Source organism: Neobacillus sp. 19 (assembly GCF_049463095.1).
Classification (GTDB): domain Bacteria; phylum Bacillota; class Bacilli; order Bacillales; family Cytobacillaceae; genus Neobacillus.
Genome location: NZ_JBMPZU010000059.1, coordinates 64,236 through 81,376 on the forward strand (window position 1 = coordinate 64,236; position 17,141 = coordinate 81,376).

A 17,141-nucleotide genomic window follows, 5' to 3' on the forward strand; every position below is an offset into this window, starting at 1 on the left:
ATGCTTAAAAGACTGACCCGTCGCATTATTTTGATATAAACATCTGGACCCAGTAATGTCGATAGGATCCACCCGCAGCGTAACCGACGCCAATACGGGTGTTGGAGCTTAATATATTCGCTCGATGACCTGAACTATTCATCCAGGACTGCACCACTGCCTGTGGCGTGGTTTGGCCAGCGGCAATATTTTCTGCTGCTGAACGGTAGGAAATACCAAAGTTTTTAATCATATCAAACGGACTGCCATAGGTTGGGCTAGTATGGGAAAAATAATTCTTATCCCTCATGTCCATCGCTTTATAGCGGGCTACCCTCGAAAGCTCCCAATCTGCCACCATTGGCTTCAGTCCATTTTTGGCCCGCTCTTGATTGGTTAACGAAATGACCTGACTTTCAATCGATTTCACACCGCCTAAATCAGGAATGGTTACCTTTTGACCCGGGTAGATCAAGTTCGGATTTTTAAATTGCGGGTTTGCTTGAATAATTTCCGTAATTCCGACTTGATACCTAACGGCAATTTTCCAAAGTGAGTCCCCTGGCTGAACAGTGTAAATTTGTTGGGCAAAAGACACACTCGGGATACAGAAAAGAGATAGTAAGAACAGAAAACTAAACCAAAATGATTTTTTCATTTTTTCGCCTCCTCCGAATATAGAATCTTGATTTCAGGCTCAAAATATACAAAGAAGAAAAAATATTATTCAGCTGTTCATTAGCTAAGGTTTCGGAGGCTCAAAATGTGAGAGATATTTCTTGGATGACCTATATTATGTTAATTTTAGCAAGTTACCGTCTAACCCATTTAATCGTATTTGATAAAATCACTGAATTTATCCGCAGACCTTTTATGAAAAAGGTCCAAGTTGAAACAGATGAGGGTCCTAAAACGAAGGAAGTACCTGCCTCCATGTTTGGTTATCTGTTGAAATGCTATTGGTGTGCCGGTGTGTGGAGTGCCATTTTTGTGGGCGGGGCGTATTTGCTTTTCCCAAGGGTTACATTCGTATTTATATTGATTTTTTCAATTGCCGGCGGCCAATCAATTATTGAAACCTTTGTCGGCGTCAATATTAAGAAAGTAGATTATTATTCGGAATTAAAGAAAAAAGACTAAATGCAATAATAGGCAAAATGAGTCCCCCTGCTGCATATACCTTTAGAAAGCTTAAATAATCGATAAGCTTAAAAAGGGGGATGAATAATGACTCTTTTGTGGACCATTACGCTTGGTTTTCTAATTTGTCTTGGTTGTGCGGCCTGGGTAATTTTTCATTTCTTAAGAGAAACGCTTGATTCAGAGGACGCTGTTCGAATAGATAATATTAATAACGACATTGAATAAGTTTTTACCCGGAACCCTGAATGAGGGTTCTTTTATTTGTAACTGAACCTAATATTTTTCCAACATGACATTTATTTTTCATTTTGGGAAAAATTAAACAAGAGATTATTTTAAAGGCTGGAGGCGTACATATGAATTCATCTGAAAATCAATTCCCTAAAACTTATTGGAGAGAAATTGATTTACCCACATTTGACGCATTAAACGAGGATTTATCAGTAGATGTAGCAATTGTCGGAGCGGGCATCACCGGGATTACTGCTGCCTATTTACTGTCTAAAGAAGGGGTAAAGGTAGCTATTTTAGAAGCCGGCGGTGTCTTAAACGGGACAACCGGGCATACAACTGCGAAATTAACAGCACAGCATGGCATTGTATATGATGAATTTATCAATCATTTTGGAAGGGACAAGGCACGGCTTTATTTTGAATCCCATATGAATTCCATTCAATTTGTCGAAAACACTGTGAAGGAAAAAGGGATTGACTGTGATTTCAGTAAGCAAGATGCCTATGTTTATGCCACGACAGAAGAATATGTCGACAAGATTAAAACTGAGTGGGAAGCGTACAAGAACCTTGAAATTGACGGGGCCATAAAAGATACTATTCCCTTTAATGTCCCAGCAAAAGCTGCCCTCGTCATGCACAATCAAGCACAGTATCACCCGCTAAAATTTTTAAAATCGCTTTTAGAGGACGCCGTAAATGCCGGCTGTTCTGTTTATGAAAATACGGTCGCTTCAGACATTGAGGACGATGATACAGAACCTAAAGTAGTGACAAAGTCTGGTCATAGGGTTACGTGCAAGCATGTGATTATTGCCTCCCATTTTCCTTTTTATGATAAACCTGGTCTTTATTTTGCCAGAATGTATGCTGACAGATCGTATGCAATCGGGATAAAAACCGATAAGGAATATCCTGGCGGCATGTATATAAGCGGCGACAGCCCAAGCCGTTCGATTCGTTATACCCCTTATAATGGGGAAAAGCTGCTAATTATCGGCGGCGAAAACCATAAACCGGGACAGGGTATCGACACGGTCAAACATTATGAGGCACTTCAGGAGTTTGCAAAGGATGTTTTTGGTTTATCTGAATATCATTACCGCTGGTCTGCCCAAGATAATGTCACATTAGACAAAGTCCCTTATATCGGCAAGTACACCGAAGGCCGTGAAAATGTTTTAATTGCTACTGGCTATAAAAAATGGGGAATGACAACCGGCATTCTTGCTGGACACTTGTTAACCGATTATGTAATGAATCGTGAAAACCCTTATATGGAGCTTTATTCGCCATCACGATTCCAGGCTGACCCCGCATTAAAGAGTGTCGTAACAACCAATGCAGATGTTGCCAAACATCTCATCAAGGGCAAGCTTGAATATACAGATAAGACACCTGAAGATTTACAAGACGGTGAAGGCTCTGTTGTCATGTACAATGGAAAACGTGCGGGCGCCTATAAGGACAAGGACGGCAAGCTTTATATTGTTGACACCACCTGTACTCATTTAGGCTGTGAATGCGAGTGGAACCGTGCTGAAAAATCATGGGATTGCCCATGTCATGGTTCGCGATATTCCTATTCTGGCGATGTAATTGAAGGACCGACAAAAAAAGCATTGGAGTTACTGAAGGAAGAACAGCTATAAGAAAGCGCAAGGGAGCTGGACAATTCTCGAAGTCAAAATTTTCTTATCTTAAAAAAACAACTAACGCCTCCTAACCTTAAGGAGGCGTTTACTTGTTTATTTGCTATTCGGACGATTTCGTTTTAGAGGCTCACCAGGTGTGAATTCAACAAGTTCAGAGCTTTCCTTCATTGGCTTTTTTGCATTGTTGTTGCGCTGAGCATTGGCATTGCCTAGTTTTGTTCTTCCCACACATACCATCTCCTTTTTGAGAAATCATAGATAGTATGGATGAATTCAAAAAAACTTATTCCAGAATGGGTGTCCTGCGATGACCTGTCATTTGCTCAAAGGCATATGCTAATTGAATTAAAAGCGGCTCACTATAGGCGGTGCCGGCAAAGGTAATTCCTACCGGCTCCCCAAGAGAAGTGTACCCGGCTGGAACAGCAATTGTTGGGTAACCGGCTTTGGCACTTATATGCGAGCCTTCATCGTTAGGAAAAACAATCGCGTCCAACCCGTATTTTTCCAAAACAAAGTCTATACCTTGCTCTGTCGAATGGTAAAGGTCGAATTCTAATGCCGCGAAATAGGCAGCTTCCGTTAAGGCACCACTTGTCTTTTCGGATTCGAGCAGAACGGCCTGGCCGTATTTAAGCATTTTGTCTTTATCGTTTTTATTGAACTCGATTAGATCCGCTAATGTCCTAACCGGTACAGATGGATGGAGACCATTTAAATACGCATTTAAGTCTGGTTTAAATTCGTACGTTAATACATCATATTTCCACTCGGCTTTAGCTGATGGGATTTCAATGTGCTCAATGACTTCGGCTCCGGACGTTTTCAGTACTTCTAGGGCTGCCGTTACAACCACTTGCTTTTCTTTACTGAGCAGCTCTATAAATCCTTCGGAAGCAATTCCGATTCTTTTTCCCTTAAGTCCTTCCTTTAAAATAAATGCCGTAAAGTCGAAATCGCCGCTAAACGGATTTGTCATGGTAATCGGATCCTGTTCATCTTTCCCACAGAGGGCATTTAACAGTATGGCTGCATCCTCCACTGTTCTTGCCATTGGTCCAGCTGTATCCTGCGTATGGGCAATTGGGATAATCCCTCTGCGACTAATAAGACCTACTGTTGGTTTTATTCCTACTAATGAATTCTGGCAAGCTGGATTTAGTATGGAGCCAGACGTTTCCGTTCCGACTGCAGCCGCGGCAAAGTTAGCAGCTATTGCCGCTCCAGAACCTGAGCTGGAACCGCCAACATCAAATTTCCCTTGCCCGTAGGGATTCAGAACTTGGCCTCCCCTTGAGCTATAGCCGCTTTTCATCCCAATTGTCATGAAATTTGCCCACTCAGTCATATTCGTTTTTCCAAGAATAATCGCACCTGCTTTTCGTAATTGTTCTGCGACAAATGAATCATGTAGGGCAATTGAATCTTTTAACGCAAGTGATCCGGCACTCGTATGCATTTTATCGTGGGTATCGATATTATCTTTTAGTAAAATCGGGATGCCGTGTAATGCACTGCGCGGCCCTGTTTCTTTTCGTTCCGCGTCAAGCACTTCTGCAATCTGCAGCGCATCCGGGTTCACTTCAAGGATTGAATGCAGCTTTTGATCAAAATGTGAAATTCTATGTAAATACATTAAAACCAGTTCTTTAGATGAGAGCTCGCCGCTCTCCAATTTTTGTTGAATTTCACGTATTGTTACCTCTTCAAGCCATTCGTTGGTATATCTTTTTAGTTTAGGATTTTCCATCCATCTCCCTCCGTTTCTCCATTACAAATTCTAGAAAGAATCTGGAAACCCTTTTAGCCGCGACAAAAAAGCAGCGGGATGCAGTACACCCCCGCCGCTTTTATCTTCTCTGTTTTTGATTTCTTGCTTCTTCAGCAACAATTTGTCCCTGGTAAAACACTCTTTTATCAAGCGGAATGGTTAACTCACGACAATAGCGCTTAAGTTCTCGTTCTTCACGTTCGGTCACAAGCGAGATAATCGTACCGTTTGCCCCCATTCGTCCAGTTCTCCCTGCTCTATGGACATATTGTGTAATGTCCTTTGGAGAATCAATCTGAACAACATGGGTAACCCCTTGGATATCCAGTCCACGGGCTGCAATATCTGTAGCAATGAGCATTTTCATTTTTCCATCACGGAACGACTTTAATGCGGCCTGACGTTCCAGCTTTTTCATGTCACTATGGAGGACCCCGATAGATAATTCTTTAAAAAGCAATTTTTCTTTAAACACTTGAATTTCGCCAATATCGTTAATAAAGGCGAGAGATTTGCTATTGGCTAAACGGGCAATTTTTTCAAGCAGTTTAATTTTATCTCTCGGCTCACATGAAAAATAAATGTGCTCTACTTCCCCTGACGAAGCCAGTTCATCTTTTTCAATACGAAGAACTTCAGGTTCGTTGGTCATTTCTTTTGCCAGCTTTTCTGTTACTGGTTTCATCGTTGCAGAAAATAAGACAACTTGGCGATCGCTCATTGTCGACTTTACAATGGTTTGTACCGTGTGTAAATGTTCGGGAATGAGAAGCTGATCTCCCTCATCAAGAACAACCATTTTTACCTCGTGCATTTTAACTTTTTTCTGCTTGATTAGCTCCAACAATCTGCCAGGTGTGGCAAAAATGACATGCGGGCGCTTTTTTAATTTTTCGAGCTGCCGTTTTAAGTTTGCTCCGCCAATAATCGAGGTGCCCCTAATCCCGCTGCCTTCCGACCATTTTTGAAATTCCTGATAGACCTGCATGACTAGCTCCTGCGAAGAGGCAAGCACTATTGCCTGTAAAGACGGCACATTTGCATCTATTCTGTTTAATAATGGAAGTAAATAAGCAAGTGTCTTACCGGTTCCTGTTGGTGACTCGGCAATGACATCTTTACTTTCTAGAATCAGTGGAATTGCTGTATCTTGGATGGAAGTAGGCGTTTGGAAACCTGATTTTTCCCATGCCTCCTGCAAAAATGGTTTTAATGTAGTTAACATCTTTTACTCCTTATTTATCACTTTTTCTTATTATTTGTTTTTCAATATGGTATTGATACTATCGTAATAACGATTGGGTGTCTAGATGGATTCACGCTGAAGTATGAAAGTAGAGGGCAATCCATACAATATGATACACAAGAACAGAGAGGTAGAGGACACATGTTGAGATGATTAGGCGTTTAATCCACCCTTTAAAAGGCCGGAGATAAAATAAACCAAGCAGCAGAAGGGGTAAGAAAATTTTAATAAAATAAAAAAAGGACCAACTGTGTTCAATGACAAGCTTCATCATCGGGTTCCCTTCTTCAACAAATCCAGAAGCAATTCCAAAATGAGTCAGGACAGCATCGAGTATACCGGCAACTAGCAGGAATAAACAGAGTCTCATGGCTCCCTCCCTTAAAAGAGTGTCTATCTATTACAAGTGTTTCTATAAATTTATCTGTTCATACTTTCTTTATAGAGAACAACGAAAGTATATTTTTGGCCGCTTTTTCAAGCAGCCTTTGAATATTAATTAACATACCTGCCACTATCAGGCCGGCCGATTTCAGCGAAATGCTCCACTAAATAGGTTAGATTTTCGATTAATTCTTCACCGCTCATAGGAAGTCCATGTCCGGTTACCGCTACTTGCGGCTTTAATCCCGCTAACTTTTTCACCGATTCATAGGCAGCATCCCAATCAGTGGTGTAATACTTCGGCGGGCCGCTGATTTCCTGTGTTTGAGTTATCACCTTATATAGCGACTCCTGCTTAACGGTCACAAAGGCATCCCCGGCAATTAACGCACCGTCCTGTTCTCGGAATAAGGAGATATGACCTGGGGTATGGCCTGGGGTGTATATCCATTTCCAGTCCGGCATTGCCGGAACCGTCCCATCCTCCGGGAGCTTTTGTACATGGGCACTAATATCTATCCCATGGTTTGGAAATATCGGAGACATCTTAGCAACAAGTCCGCTGTCCACATCTGGATCCCCTGGTGGATAATCTTTCTTACCGGTTAAATAGGGCAGTTCCAGTTCATGGGCATACACGGGTACATCCCAATCCTCCAATAGCATGGCAATTGACCCTGCATGATCGAAGTGACCGTGGGTTAACACAATCGCTTTCGGGCGTGCTGCCTCGCCAAAACGCTCTTGAATCATTTCTTTTATTTCTCCCGCTGACTTAGGCATCCCGGTGTCTATCAGGACAAATTCATTTGTCACATTCGGATTTCCTATAACGACAAGATTGACAATTTGGTCCGTATAACAATAAACATCCGGCAAAACCGCAATACCAATCCCATTGCCAATTGAGGTCATCGGGAGAAAAGATTCCTCATATTTACTATCCTGCTTGTTTTCCAAAGAAATCCCCCCTTTTTGCTTAGTGTTTTACTGGGAGGAAAAAATTATTACTGCATAAACAATTATACAACATAACAGTTATTTCGTTCCTTATAAAGAACAAAAAATCTGCTGCTCTTTTATATGAGCAGCAGACTGTTGTTAATCAAATGTTCGTAATGTCCATTTATTTAGGCTTCGGTTAATGTCCTCCGTTTGAATGATCTGTTCATCAAAGTTAATTTGAATTTTCCCAGTTCCGGTTACAATCCTTACCTTTTCGATACCGTGGGTCCTTTGAATTTGCTTTTTTATCTTGCGGATGCAGCCAGTGCAGGCTACATTATTCAATGCCAATACCATCATGCGCATTCAAACTGCCTCCTTTACTAGATAAAAATGATTTACCGCTAAAGAATTGACCAAACTTTATACATTGTTCTCTTTCCGCAGCAGAGGGAGAAAGGTCGATTTTTAATCCTTCATGTATAACATTTGCACCTAGTTCTGCGAGCTTTTCCGCTAAAATATCCACCGCCCCCCCTCGATGCTCATATGAAGAGTCACAGGAGCCAAAGGCAGCCGCCCTTTTCCCTGTTAAATTTAAACGGTCCATTTCATCATAGAAATCGAGAAACTCATCTGGCAGGTCTCCATCCCCCCAGGTATAGGCGCCCAGCAATATTGCATCATAATTTTCTAGGTCTGCTGCGTCCACTTCTAATATATCTTTGATCATGACGGTAGTGCCGGTACTTTGAATACCTTCCGAAATGAGAGTAGCTAATTCCTCTGTATTTCCTGTCATACTTGCATAAACGATCAAACAAGATGGATTCATGGTGAAATCACCTCATGTTTTTCTTTTATTGTAATGAAAATCATTCTCATCAACCTTGACCTGCATCAAGAAATGCAAGGAATTGATGAAAATCACTACGTTCATTCTCAGAAGCCGCTAATATTAAGAAAAAGAGAATATTGGAAAGGAGTTGTGGAAAAATGGGCTGTGAACATTGTTGCTCGCATGAATCCTCATGCATCACATCTGTTCCCGTTTTTAAAGGGATGGATAAGGAAGACCTGCAATTATTACAAAAAGTCACAAGAAGCCGTCGTTTTTCAAAAGGGGAATTTATATTTCGTGAAGGTGAGTGTTCCGAAACATTATTTGTTGTAAAGGAAGGTTTGATGAAATTAACGAAAACATCAGCCGAAGGGAAAGAACAAATTGTCCGTTTGCTGTTTCCGGGGGATTTCTTTGGATTATTTTCCTTACTTCGAAATGAAAAACATTATGTAAATGCTGAAGCCATTGGAAGCCCTACAGTTATTTGTTATATCGAGAAAGAGGATTTTCTGAAGACGATGGAGAAGAATGCGGATTTATCCTACCGATTTTTACTGGCAGTTAATGACCGTCTCTATGAAGCCGATGAATCAGTTGGATTTTTAAGTTTAATGGAGGTCGAACAACGGCTGGCAAGGGCACTTATTCTTTTTCATGATAAAATGAAGGCTCGTACCGGGGCTTTTACTCTGCCAATCACAAAGAAGGATTTGGCCAGTTTTATCGGAACAACTCCAGAATCGGTAAGCAGGAAGCTGTTAGCGTTTATGTCACAAAAGCTAATTGCTATGGATGGACGTAGACAAATACAGATTCTAGAGCTGGACCGGCTAAAAGAGATGGCTGAAATGGATTAAAACTGTTCCAATTTTACAGCCATAAGCCGAAAATGCATCGGTTCGATTTCATTGACTATTACGTTCATGCCAAATGATTGCAAATTAGCAATTAATGGCTCACCTCGATGTGGCAAATGAATTTCGAAAATTGTACCCACTGGTGCTGCTTTAATAAAGTTTAATATTTCTCTGCGTGGGTGCTCTCCCTTTGCAACCCGTTCCCGGATATCCATCACAGCTTTTTTATCGATAATTTCAAACATCAGTTCCGCACTCCTTCGTTATGGTTTGCTTTAAGTTTAGCATCCTATTCCTCAGGTGAAATTGATTTATATCAATGACGAAGTTTAGGAATAAACAACAAAAAAGCGGCTCGAATCTCTGGGAATACTGGATTTGTACGGAAATGAGGCTTAACTATAATTTTGAAAGGTTTGTGAACATTTTAGGCAAATCAAACCACCCTTGTATCAATGGTGATAAAATGAACAACAGCAAGATAACAATATAACGGAGTTGAAAATAATGTTTAATAAGATTTCTATTGTCGCTTCGCTGTTGTTTTTTCTATATGGAACAAATGTATTTGCCACTACACAGCCAGAAAAATCTATTCAAAAAAACGAGACCGTGCAAGCGGAAACGTTCCATGATACGAAAAAGACCAAGATAACTGACCCTTCATTCAAGGACTACGTTGTCCCAGTATCCGTCGGCCTATTATTCGTCGCCGGCTGTGGCAGCTACTGGCTCATATACAGACGCAAACATGGCGCCTGACACCCTTTTCACTACGGTAATAGTAGAATATGGTGTCAGGCACCTTTTTTCATCTTACCACTGTCTTAAGATGGCTCGGACGGGGCTGCCGTCTCCTTCGACGAGGGGCAGGGGGAGGGCGATTAGTTCGTAGTCGCCGGGTTTGATGTTGTCTAGTGTGAGTGACTCTAGTATGTGTATTCCGTTTTTATTCAAGCTGTGATGGGCCGACAGCTCTTTGCTGTCGATTGGGTCCACGGAAGGGACATCCAATCCCACCAGTTTAACTCCCTTACTAGCTAAAAACGGAGCAAGGTCCGGTTCAATATGTGGGATTTTCTCGGGAAACTTGCTTGGATTTACCCATGCCAACGTCCGAAATAACACTCTTTTACAGCCAGCCAAGTCAATATCGTTCAAATCAGCGGGACCAATACTTTCTTTTCCAATCATATCTATTACTCTAGCAGGGCCAATATAAAGGCTTAAATCCAGTTCAATGATTCGTTTGCCGTCTTGATCGAAATGAAAAGGGGCGTCCACATGTGTTCCCGTGTGCGTACTAAATGTTAGACTGCCGACATTTACAGATTCACTTTCCTCCATTGGCCACGATATCTCGTACTGAAAAGCAGTATCTCCCGGCCAGACCGGCATGCCGTTTTCCATCCTCCTTGAAACATCAAAAATCCTCATCCTGATCCACTCCAATCCTCTAATTGCTATTCCCTCATTATTTCATATTGCCCAGTCCCTTTCTATTATTTCGGGAAATTTTGAAAGAAAAAATGGCACAGCCCAGACTCCTGCCATGTCAGTGAAATGATTGCCAAAATTCACCACTTCGATCAATGATTTCTTTTAGTTCATCAAAAGAGATTGTAAAGGTTTGGAATCCTGCCGCAAAAGCGGCAATTTCATAGGGATTAAAATAGATATTAAGGCCGCTCTCACTAATAAAAAACAATTGATCTGCCTTAATTCCGTGGTACTCATCAGGAAAAAGATAAGAAAATTCGTCATTACTTTTCATTTGATCCCGTATCCTATCACTTATCACCTTTACGTAGGGGCTTCCGGGTTTAAACAGATCCTTTAGCTGATATTTTGATCCATTCAAAAGATTAATATGAGCATATTTTTTAACAGGCATCCCATGGGCCGCACAAAATGTGTAGTCGTAGCCTGTAATTTCAATCACGAGCAAGTTTTTCTTGTATAAAGTAATGTCATAATCTCCGGTATAATTCGACACCAACTTCTGATGAGCTGGTACAGGTTTAACACCCGCCATTACCTTTAATGCCTGATTCACATTTTCTGACTTTGTCATGCCCTGAATCTGTGGATAATAGACGACATATTCTCTATTCGGCCTGTATTTATACTCGACCACAGAAAAGTGATCATTTAATCGGATAGTGGTCTCTTGCTTCCAGACCAAATCACCATTTCGATTAAAATACTGCAGGCGCTGATCAACATCACACTTGATTAGCGTTTTCTCAAAGCTCAGCCAACCGCTTCCGCTGACCATCGGAAGATGTTCCATCCGCTTCCCATTCTTATCAATAAAAAAGGTATACTGATCATCAGAGACTGACGCCAGCCCATCTTGAAAATGGTTCATTTCATAAAAAATAAATCCCGTTAGAATATGACCCTCGGAATCAGCTAAAGCATAAATGGACCTTATACATGGCAGCTCGGGGGCCAAATCTTTTCCAATCGCAAACCGATTATCACCAAGATTTTGAATACTGGTATATTTGGGTTTTATGATAAAATTCCCTTTTCTATCAATTACGCCATAATGGACGATATTTTTATCAGTCAAACTAACAATGGCCCTATCGTCTATAAATGACTCTGCACTTGAGAACCTTGGTTCAATAATGGTTTTTCCATGTTCATCAATATATCCAAGTTTCCCATCATCCTTCTTTTTATATACAAGCAGGTCTTGACCATACTGATCGACAAAAGCAAAAGGATACGATTGTAATACCTTTCCAGTAAGATCAATGAGTTCATAGGGTCCATTCTTTGTTTTTACAATGGCTTTCCCTTCCGTAAATTCGCTGGCAGATTGATAGATAATCGGAATGACCACTTTCCCTCTCTTATTCAAATATCCATGCAGGTACTGTCCATCGTCTGCTGTTTCTTCTACTATCAAACGCCCTTCCTTATACTCCGGAAAAATGACAGTATAGGCTTTTTCAGTAATTTCCTTACCGCTTTCATCAATGACCTTGAACCCATGCTGGTCATTGACGACTGCCCGGCCTTCTGAAAACGGTTCAATTGTGTCATATTTCGGTTTCACAATAAAATAACCCGTGTCATCAATGATGCCCGCTTTATCCATCAGTCTTACAATAGCCAGGCCATTTTCCTGAAAATCTCCGGCTATGGAATAAATTGGCGGCAGAACAAACTTCCCTTTCTCATTCATATATCCCCACTTGATACCGCCAATTTCTTTTAATGGAGCGGGGAAAAGATAAACCGCTCTTGCTTCGAACGCATCTAAAATCCAATAGATCCAATCACTATCACGTTCCGCCATTAAAACTCACCCATTTTACTTTTCTATATGTATATGAAAAAGTCTGGGCTGGGTGAATTTCCATTTCAGGTAAATAAAAAGAGACAAAGCAGGTGATACCCCCGCTTTGTCTCTTTGCCTGATTTGTATTCTATTTGCAGTGCTTAAAATGGTTCCTTAATATTGTATTTCCGAAGAATGGTTTCTATTTTCATTCCTTTGCTAATATCACCTTTGGCCTTTACCTTCCCTGTTAATAATGCAACGGCACCACTTTGTTTTCCTAAGACGAATTTTTTGAAATTATCATAGGATAAGGCCATCGTTACATCAGGGGTAGTTTCCACGCCCTCCTTAATTGTCAGTTTACCCTCCTGAAAATAATGCTGGTAGGTCCCTGTCTCTTCACCGTGAACATCATACTGAACAATTCCGTTAAAGCCCTTAATTGGTGCGGGATTTTCATTAAAGATTTCTTCAATTCTTTCCATTAGTTCAGGTAATGAATACTCATTAATCACTTTTGCCAAGGTTAATCCCTCCCTAGAAAGTAGTAAACAATTATAATTCTATGATACTAATACATACCAGTATTATCCAATGAATTATCTTTGAACTTTTGGCTATTTTCGAAATAAATTTATAAGTTTCTTGGAGGCTGCATTTTTGTGATCGATTCTTAATGACCGATATAACGGGCATTTGGAATCAATTCTTTCCACTCCTGATAGGAAATAACGGTGTCCCAGTGACCCGTTATTTTGGCGATTCCAATTACCACGAAGAACAGAACAAAGAAGGTAACTGGAATGAACCATTTATTGGACTTTTTACCCGCAACCGTCATGTTCAAAGTATCCTTAACCGGACAGGCTTCCACACAAGACATGCAGGCGGAGCAATTCAGTGAGTTCACCTTTTCAAGCTTATGAACCTGCAATCTTTGCGGACAAACCTTTGTACACATTTCGCAGTTTGTACAGGTGTCTTCATTTCGCTCAATTTTGGTGATTCTAAAGATAGAACCTAGACCAATCAAGGCACCATACGGGCATAAGAAGCGGCACCAAAAATTTCTGAAGAATAATGACAGAATAAAGACGACAATTATAAACTTTAATGTAAAGCCGCCAATATTTAAGAATAGTAATAACATTTTCACGTCAGAAACTTTATTATAAGGATCCACGAGAAAGCTTTTTGCACTAAAGATATCCATTTGAAGAACCATTGCGATAAAGAATAAAAGTAAGACATATTTGATCGGTGTTAAAAACCAAACAAGCCAGTGGGGCATGTCAAAGTTTCTTTTAAACAACTTCCTGCCAAGCCAGGCAATTAGTTCGTTTGCCGTTCCAACAGGGCAAATCCAACTGCAAAAGGATTTACGAAAAAGAATTCCGGCCCCAACAAAAAATGAGAGCAGCACAAGCCCTGCTGGATGAATCACATCAAAATCTCCACTTGTCAGCCAAACCTTCAAAGCAACCAAGGCACTGATTGGCAAAAACCCCTCAACAGCGGATGGCCGTTCGACAAAGGGGGTTCTTCCATCGGTTACAAAATGCTGATAAAACTGATAAAACTGCAGGCCCACATATAGTAAAAACAACAGAAACACAGCCTGGACGATATATCTTGTAATTTGTACGGGCTTACGTTTCAACTGTTTTCGATACCATGCTTTTGACTTCATACCGTTTCCTCCATTCTTTCGTTACCTTAACTATAATTAACGGAAAAAACAGGGTATGTGATATAAATCATCGAAATCGTTCATTTCAAAAAGATGTCACATTAGCAACTTAATTCTGTCAAAAAAAATTTTATTTTTGGTAAATTAACTACGTAAGCAGTTTACACCACTTGCTACCCTTGGAAGATAATGAATGAAAGAAGGCTTCAAAATAGCAAATGCCAGTGGATTATTAATTCCACTGGCATTCTCTTATTTCTCTACGTCAAAAACGATGTTATTTTGCTTCCTGGCTTCTTCTGTAATTCGCAGAACGATTTCACTCCAGCCCTTTAGCTGTTTATATTCTTGATCATCGTTCGTTTCAATTATTTGGGCAATATTGATACACTCGTATACCATGTCTTGTTCTTCCTGTGCGGTACCTAATCGTTTCCTTTCCTTTTTATGGCTGTCAATAAAGGTGATCTCGGAAATTGGCGCTGCATCTTCAAGGACAAATGTCCCCGCTTCTCCGTGGATTTCACATGGAAGTTCGGAATGGGAGATCTTTGAACATAGAATGGTACAAACGAATTCCTCATACTCCAATACAAGCGTGCCGCTTCCATCCACACCGCTGCTTAACAACACCGGATGATAGGTAACTTTCTTTGGCTCACCAAACAAACCTACTGCTACATACAGCGGATACACGCCTAAATCAACGAGCGCTCCACCTGAGTATTTCGCAGAGAAAATATTTGGCACCTCCCCTTGCAAAAATAAATCATATCGGGAGGAATATTGAATATAAGGAAGTATCGCACTTCTCAGCTTTCCAGCTAAATGGAGCTGTTCCTTTAAAATTTTAAAATTAGGTGTATGAATATTGCGAATGGCTTCGAATAAATATACTCCATTTTCTTCAGCTGTTTGGTATGCCTCTTGCAATTCAGCCGTATTTGAAAAAATTGGTTTTTCACAGATGACATGTTTTTTATTTTTCAAAAAGGTTAATGCTTGTTCAAAATGGAGGGAATTAGGGGAAGCGATATAAACAGCCTGAAACTCTTCGCTTTTCGCCATTTCTTCCACATTCGTATAATAGTACGGTGCTTTAAATTGATCGGCAAGTTTCTTCGCCTTCTCCTCTGTCCGTGAATAAACGCCAACTAAACGAAGTCGTTCGCTTAGGCTTGCCGCCTTTATAAAGGATTCAGTAATCCACCCTGTTCCAACTGTAGCAAAATTTAGCATAATACTTTCCCCCTTACACTTTTTATAAATCCCATTTTAGCTTTTTTCTGCCATCCTGACCAATTTAAATTGAAATTTTTTCTATCTTAGCCTGTTTTTCTGCTGAATTCTAGGGAACAATGGAAAAATATCAGGTTTTGTGGTATTTATAGATAATAGAGATTTGAAGAAAGAGGTTGAAAAGGGTGGAAAATCAAACAGGTAATTTTATTAAAGATATTATCATAAAAGATTTAGAATCAGGTAAGCACCAAGAAATCGTCACTCGTTTTCCTCCAGAACCAAACGGGTATTTACATATAGGACATGCAAAATCAATCATTCTAAACTTCGGATTAGCAGATGAGTTTAATGGGAAAACGAATTTGCGGTTTGACGATACCAACCCTTCAAAGGAAGATATCGAATATGTAAATTCCATCAAGGAAGACGTAAAATGGCTTGGTTTTGAATGGGATAATTTATATTTTGCCTCCAATTATTTCGAGGAAATGTACAATAGAGCCATTCTATTAATTGAAAAAGGACTGGCATATGTTGATGATCTGTCTGCTGATGAAATCCGCGAATATCGCGGCACACTGACGGAACCTGGAAAGAACAGTCCATACCGCGAGCGTTCCATTGAGGAAAACCTGGATTTATTTAAACGGATGCGCGCTGGTGAATTCGACAATGGCCAGAAAGTTCTGAGAGCCAAAATTGATATGAGCTCACCAAATATCAATTTGCGCGACCCGGTTATTTATCGGATTTCCCATACATCACATCATAACACGGGGGACAAATGGTGCATTTATCCGATGTATGCTTTCGCACACCCATTAGAAGATGCGATTGAAGGTGTTACCCATTCGATTTGTACGATCGAATTTGAGGATCAACGCCCGCTTTATAATTGGGTTGTCGAAAAGTGCGAAATGGCGAACACACCACAGCAAATTGAATTTGGCCGTTTAAACGTCTCCAATACCGTGATGAGTAAACGGAAGCTTAAACAATTGGTAGACGAAGGCTTTGTGGATGGCTGGGATGACCCGAGGATGCCAACCGTCTCCGGAATGAGAAGAAAAGGGTTTACCCCTGAGTCCATCCGTGCCTTTGTAAGCGAAACCGCTGTTACGAAAAATAATAGTACGGTTGATTCACAAATGCTTGAACACTTTGTCCGCGAGGATTTGAAATTAAAGGCACCACGGACAATGGGTGTGATTAACCCATTAAAGGTAGTCATTACGAATTACCCGGAAGGTCAAATTGAATTGCTCGATGCCGAAATCAATCCGGAGAATCCAGAAATGGGCATGCGTAAAATCCCATTTTCCCGTGAGATTTATATCGAAAAAGATGATTTCATGGAAGATCCGCCAAAAAAATATTTCCGCTTGTTCCCAGGTAATGAGGTTCGCTTGAAGAATGCCTATTTCATTAAATGTGAAGAAATCATTAAGGATGCAAACGGCGAGGTAGTAGAACTGCGCTGCAGCTATGATCCAGAAACAAAATCCGGCACCGGCTTTACTGGCCGAAAAGTAAAAGGAACCATTCATTGGGTAGAAGTAACCCATGCCGTTCCTGCTGAATTCCGTTTATATGAACCGTTAATTTTGGACGAAACGGAAGAAGATGCTGACGAGGGAAAAACATTCCTTGATCATGTCAATCCAAACTCATTGGAAGTACTGCAGGGCTTTGTTGAACCAAACATGAGAGAAAGCAGACCACAGGAAAAGTTCCAATTCTTTAGACACGGCTACTTCAACGTCGATCCTAAGGATACAACAGTGGACAAACTAGTGTTTAACCGGATTGTTTCATTAAAAAGCTCCTTTAAACTATAAGAACAATGTTAACGT

The 17,141-nt window shown here is 40.6% G+C and carries 20 protein-coding genes; 6 read left to right on the forward strand and 14 right to left on the reverse strand.

All coding sequences use genetic code 11. The features are described 5' to 3' along the window. Positions 1–25 precede the first annotated feature (25 nt). The gene (safA, locus tag ACO1D1_RS20020) at positions 26–637 is read right to left on the reverse strand and encodes a SafA/ExsA family spore coat assembly protein (protein ID WP_149869015.1); all 612 of its coding nucleotides are present in this window, start codon (positions 635–637) and stop codon (positions 26–28) included. Positions 638–744: 107 nt separating this feature from the next. Between safA and ACO1D1_RS20025 the strand changes: the two genes are divergently transcribed. The 3 genes from ACO1D1_RS20025 (at position 745) to ACO1D1_RS20035 (ending at position 3,008) form a co-directional block, all read left to right on the forward strand. Next, positions 745–1,119, forward strand: a complete 375-nt coding sequence (locus ACO1D1_RS20025; protein WP_149869014.1) for a DUF1360 domain-containing protein — start codon at positions 745–747, stop codon at positions 1,117–1,119. Between the two features lie 87 nt (positions 1,120–1,206). Continuing rightward, a complete protein-coding gene (locus ACO1D1_RS20030; RefSeq protein ID WP_190284833.1) occupies positions 1,207–1,347 on the forward strand; it encodes a hypothetical protein in 141 nt (46 codons plus the stop codon). A 131-nt stretch (positions 1,348–1,478) separates the two neighbouring features. Continuing rightward, the gene (locus tag ACO1D1_RS20035) at positions 1,479–3,008 is read left to right on the forward strand and encodes an FAD-dependent oxidoreductase (RefSeq protein ID WP_149869013.1); all 1,530 of its coding nucleotides are present in this window, start codon (positions 1,479–1,481) and stop codon (positions 3,006–3,008) included. A 96-nt stretch (positions 3,009–3,104) separates the two neighbouring features. On the opposite strand, the gene ACO1D1_RS20040 is transcribed toward ACO1D1_RS20035, so the two are convergent. The 7 genes from ACO1D1_RS20040 to ACO1D1_RS20070 form a co-directional block, all read right to left on the reverse strand. Next, positions 3,105–3,239, reverse strand: coding sequence for a hypothetical protein (locus ACO1D1_RS20040; RefSeq protein ID WP_263315294.1), 135 nt, complete (start codon positions 3,237–3,239; stop codon positions 3,105–3,107). Between the two features lie 55 nt (positions 3,240–3,294). After that, complete coding sequence (locus tag ACO1D1_RS20045) at positions 3,295–4,761, reverse strand: amidase family protein (RefSeq protein WP_149869012.1); 1,467 nt, start codon at positions 4,759–4,761, stop codon at positions 3,295–3,297. 100 nt (positions 4,762–4,861) lie between these two features. Further along, entirely contained in the window at positions 4,862–6,007 is a 1,146-nt protein-coding gene (locus ACO1D1_RS20050; protein ID WP_149869011.1) for a DEAD/DEAH box helicase, read from the reverse strand. A 91-nt stretch (positions 6,008–6,098) separates the two neighbouring features. Beyond that, entirely contained in the window at positions 6,099–6,398 is a 300-nt protein-coding gene (locus ACO1D1_RS20055) for a DUF5658 family protein (RefSeq protein ID WP_149869010.1), read from the reverse strand. 125 nt (positions 6,399–6,523) lie between these two features. Further along, the gene (locus tag ACO1D1_RS20060; protein WP_149869009.1) at positions 6,524–7,372 is read right to left on the reverse strand and encodes an MBL fold metallo-hydrolase; all 849 of its coding nucleotides are present in this window, start codon (positions 7,370–7,372) and stop codon (positions 6,524–6,526) included. 141 nt (positions 7,373–7,513) lie between these two features. Then, positions 7,514–7,723, reverse strand: a complete 210-nt coding sequence (locus ACO1D1_RS20065) for a heavy-metal-associated domain-containing protein (protein ID WP_149869008.1) — start codon at positions 7,721–7,723, stop codon at positions 7,514–7,516. Further along, positions 7,695–8,192, reverse strand: a complete 498-nt coding sequence (locus tag ACO1D1_RS20070; RefSeq protein ID WP_149869007.1) for a flavodoxin — start codon at positions 8,190–8,192, stop codon at positions 7,695–7,697. Before ACO1D1_RS20070 ends, ACO1D1_RS20065 begins: the two co-directional genes overlap by 29 nt. Positions 8,193–8,353: 161 nt before the next feature. Here ACO1D1_RS20070 and ACO1D1_RS20075 point away from each other — a divergent pair, with 161 nt between their 5' ends. Further along, positions 8,354–9,058 (forward strand): Crp/Fnr family transcriptional regulator, encoded by a 705-nt coding sequence (locus tag ACO1D1_RS20075; protein WP_149869006.1) that lies wholly within the window; start codon positions 8,354–8,356, stop codon positions 9,056–9,058. Here ACO1D1_RS20075 and ACO1D1_RS20080 read toward each other — a convergent pair. Further along, on the reverse strand, positions 9,055–9,303 hold the full coding sequence (locus tag ACO1D1_RS20080) for an amino acid decarboxylase (RefSeq protein WP_149869005.1): 249 nt from the start codon (positions 9,301–9,303) through the stop codon (positions 9,055–9,057). The two genes, ACO1D1_RS20075 and ACO1D1_RS20080, sit on opposite strands and share 4 nt — an antisense overlap. A gap of 262 nt (positions 9,304–9,565) precedes the next feature. Here ACO1D1_RS20080 and ACO1D1_RS20085 point away from each other — a divergent pair, with 262 nt between their 5' ends. Beyond that, the gene (locus tag ACO1D1_RS20085; protein ID WP_149869004.1) at positions 9,566–9,820 is read left to right on the forward strand and encodes a hypothetical protein; all 255 of its coding nucleotides are present in this window, start codon (positions 9,566–9,568) and stop codon (positions 9,818–9,820) included. 54 nt (positions 9,821–9,874) lie between these two features. On the opposite strand, the gene kynB is transcribed toward ACO1D1_RS20085, so the two are convergent. The 5 genes from kynB to ACO1D1_RS20110 form a co-directional block, all read right to left on the reverse strand. Continuing rightward, on the reverse strand, positions 9,875–10,495 hold the full coding sequence (gene kynB / locus ACO1D1_RS20090) for an arylformamidase (RefSeq protein WP_423336851.1): 621 nt from the start codon (positions 10,493–10,495) through the stop codon (positions 9,875–9,877). Between the two features lie 118 nt (positions 10,496–10,613). Then, positions 10,614–12,371, reverse strand: coding sequence for a WG repeat-containing protein (locus tag ACO1D1_RS20095; RefSeq protein ID WP_423336852.1), 1,758 nt, complete (start codon positions 12,369–12,371; stop codon positions 10,614–10,616). 143 nt (positions 12,372–12,514) lie between these two features. Further along, positions 12,515–12,871 carry an SCP2 sterol-binding domain-containing protein gene (locus ACO1D1_RS20100; RefSeq protein WP_223820982.1) on the reverse strand — a complete coding sequence of 119 codons (357 nt, stop codon included), beginning with the start codon at positions 12,869–12,871 and terminating at the stop codon, positions 12,515–12,517. 158 nt (positions 12,872–13,029) lie between these two features. After that, entirely contained in the window at positions 13,030–14,046 is a 1,017-nt protein-coding gene (locus ACO1D1_RS20105) for a 4Fe-4S binding protein (protein WP_149869000.1), read from the reverse strand. A gap of 252 nt (positions 14,047–14,298) precedes the next feature. Further along, on the reverse strand, positions 14,299–15,285 hold the full coding sequence (locus tag ACO1D1_RS20110) for a Gfo/Idh/MocA family protein (protein ID WP_149868999.1): 987 nt from the start codon (positions 15,283–15,285) through the stop codon (positions 14,299–14,301). A gap of 185 nt (positions 15,286–15,470) precedes the next feature. Between ACO1D1_RS20110 and ACO1D1_RS20115 the strand changes: the two genes are divergently transcribed. Beyond that, positions 15,471–17,126: a glutamine--tRNA ligase/YqeY domain fusion protein gene (locus tag ACO1D1_RS20115; protein ID WP_423336853.1), complete on the forward strand. Its 1,656-nt coding sequence runs from the start codon at positions 15,471–15,473 to the stop codon at positions 17,124–17,126. The last annotated feature ends 15 nt before the right edge of the window (positions 17,127–17,141 follow it).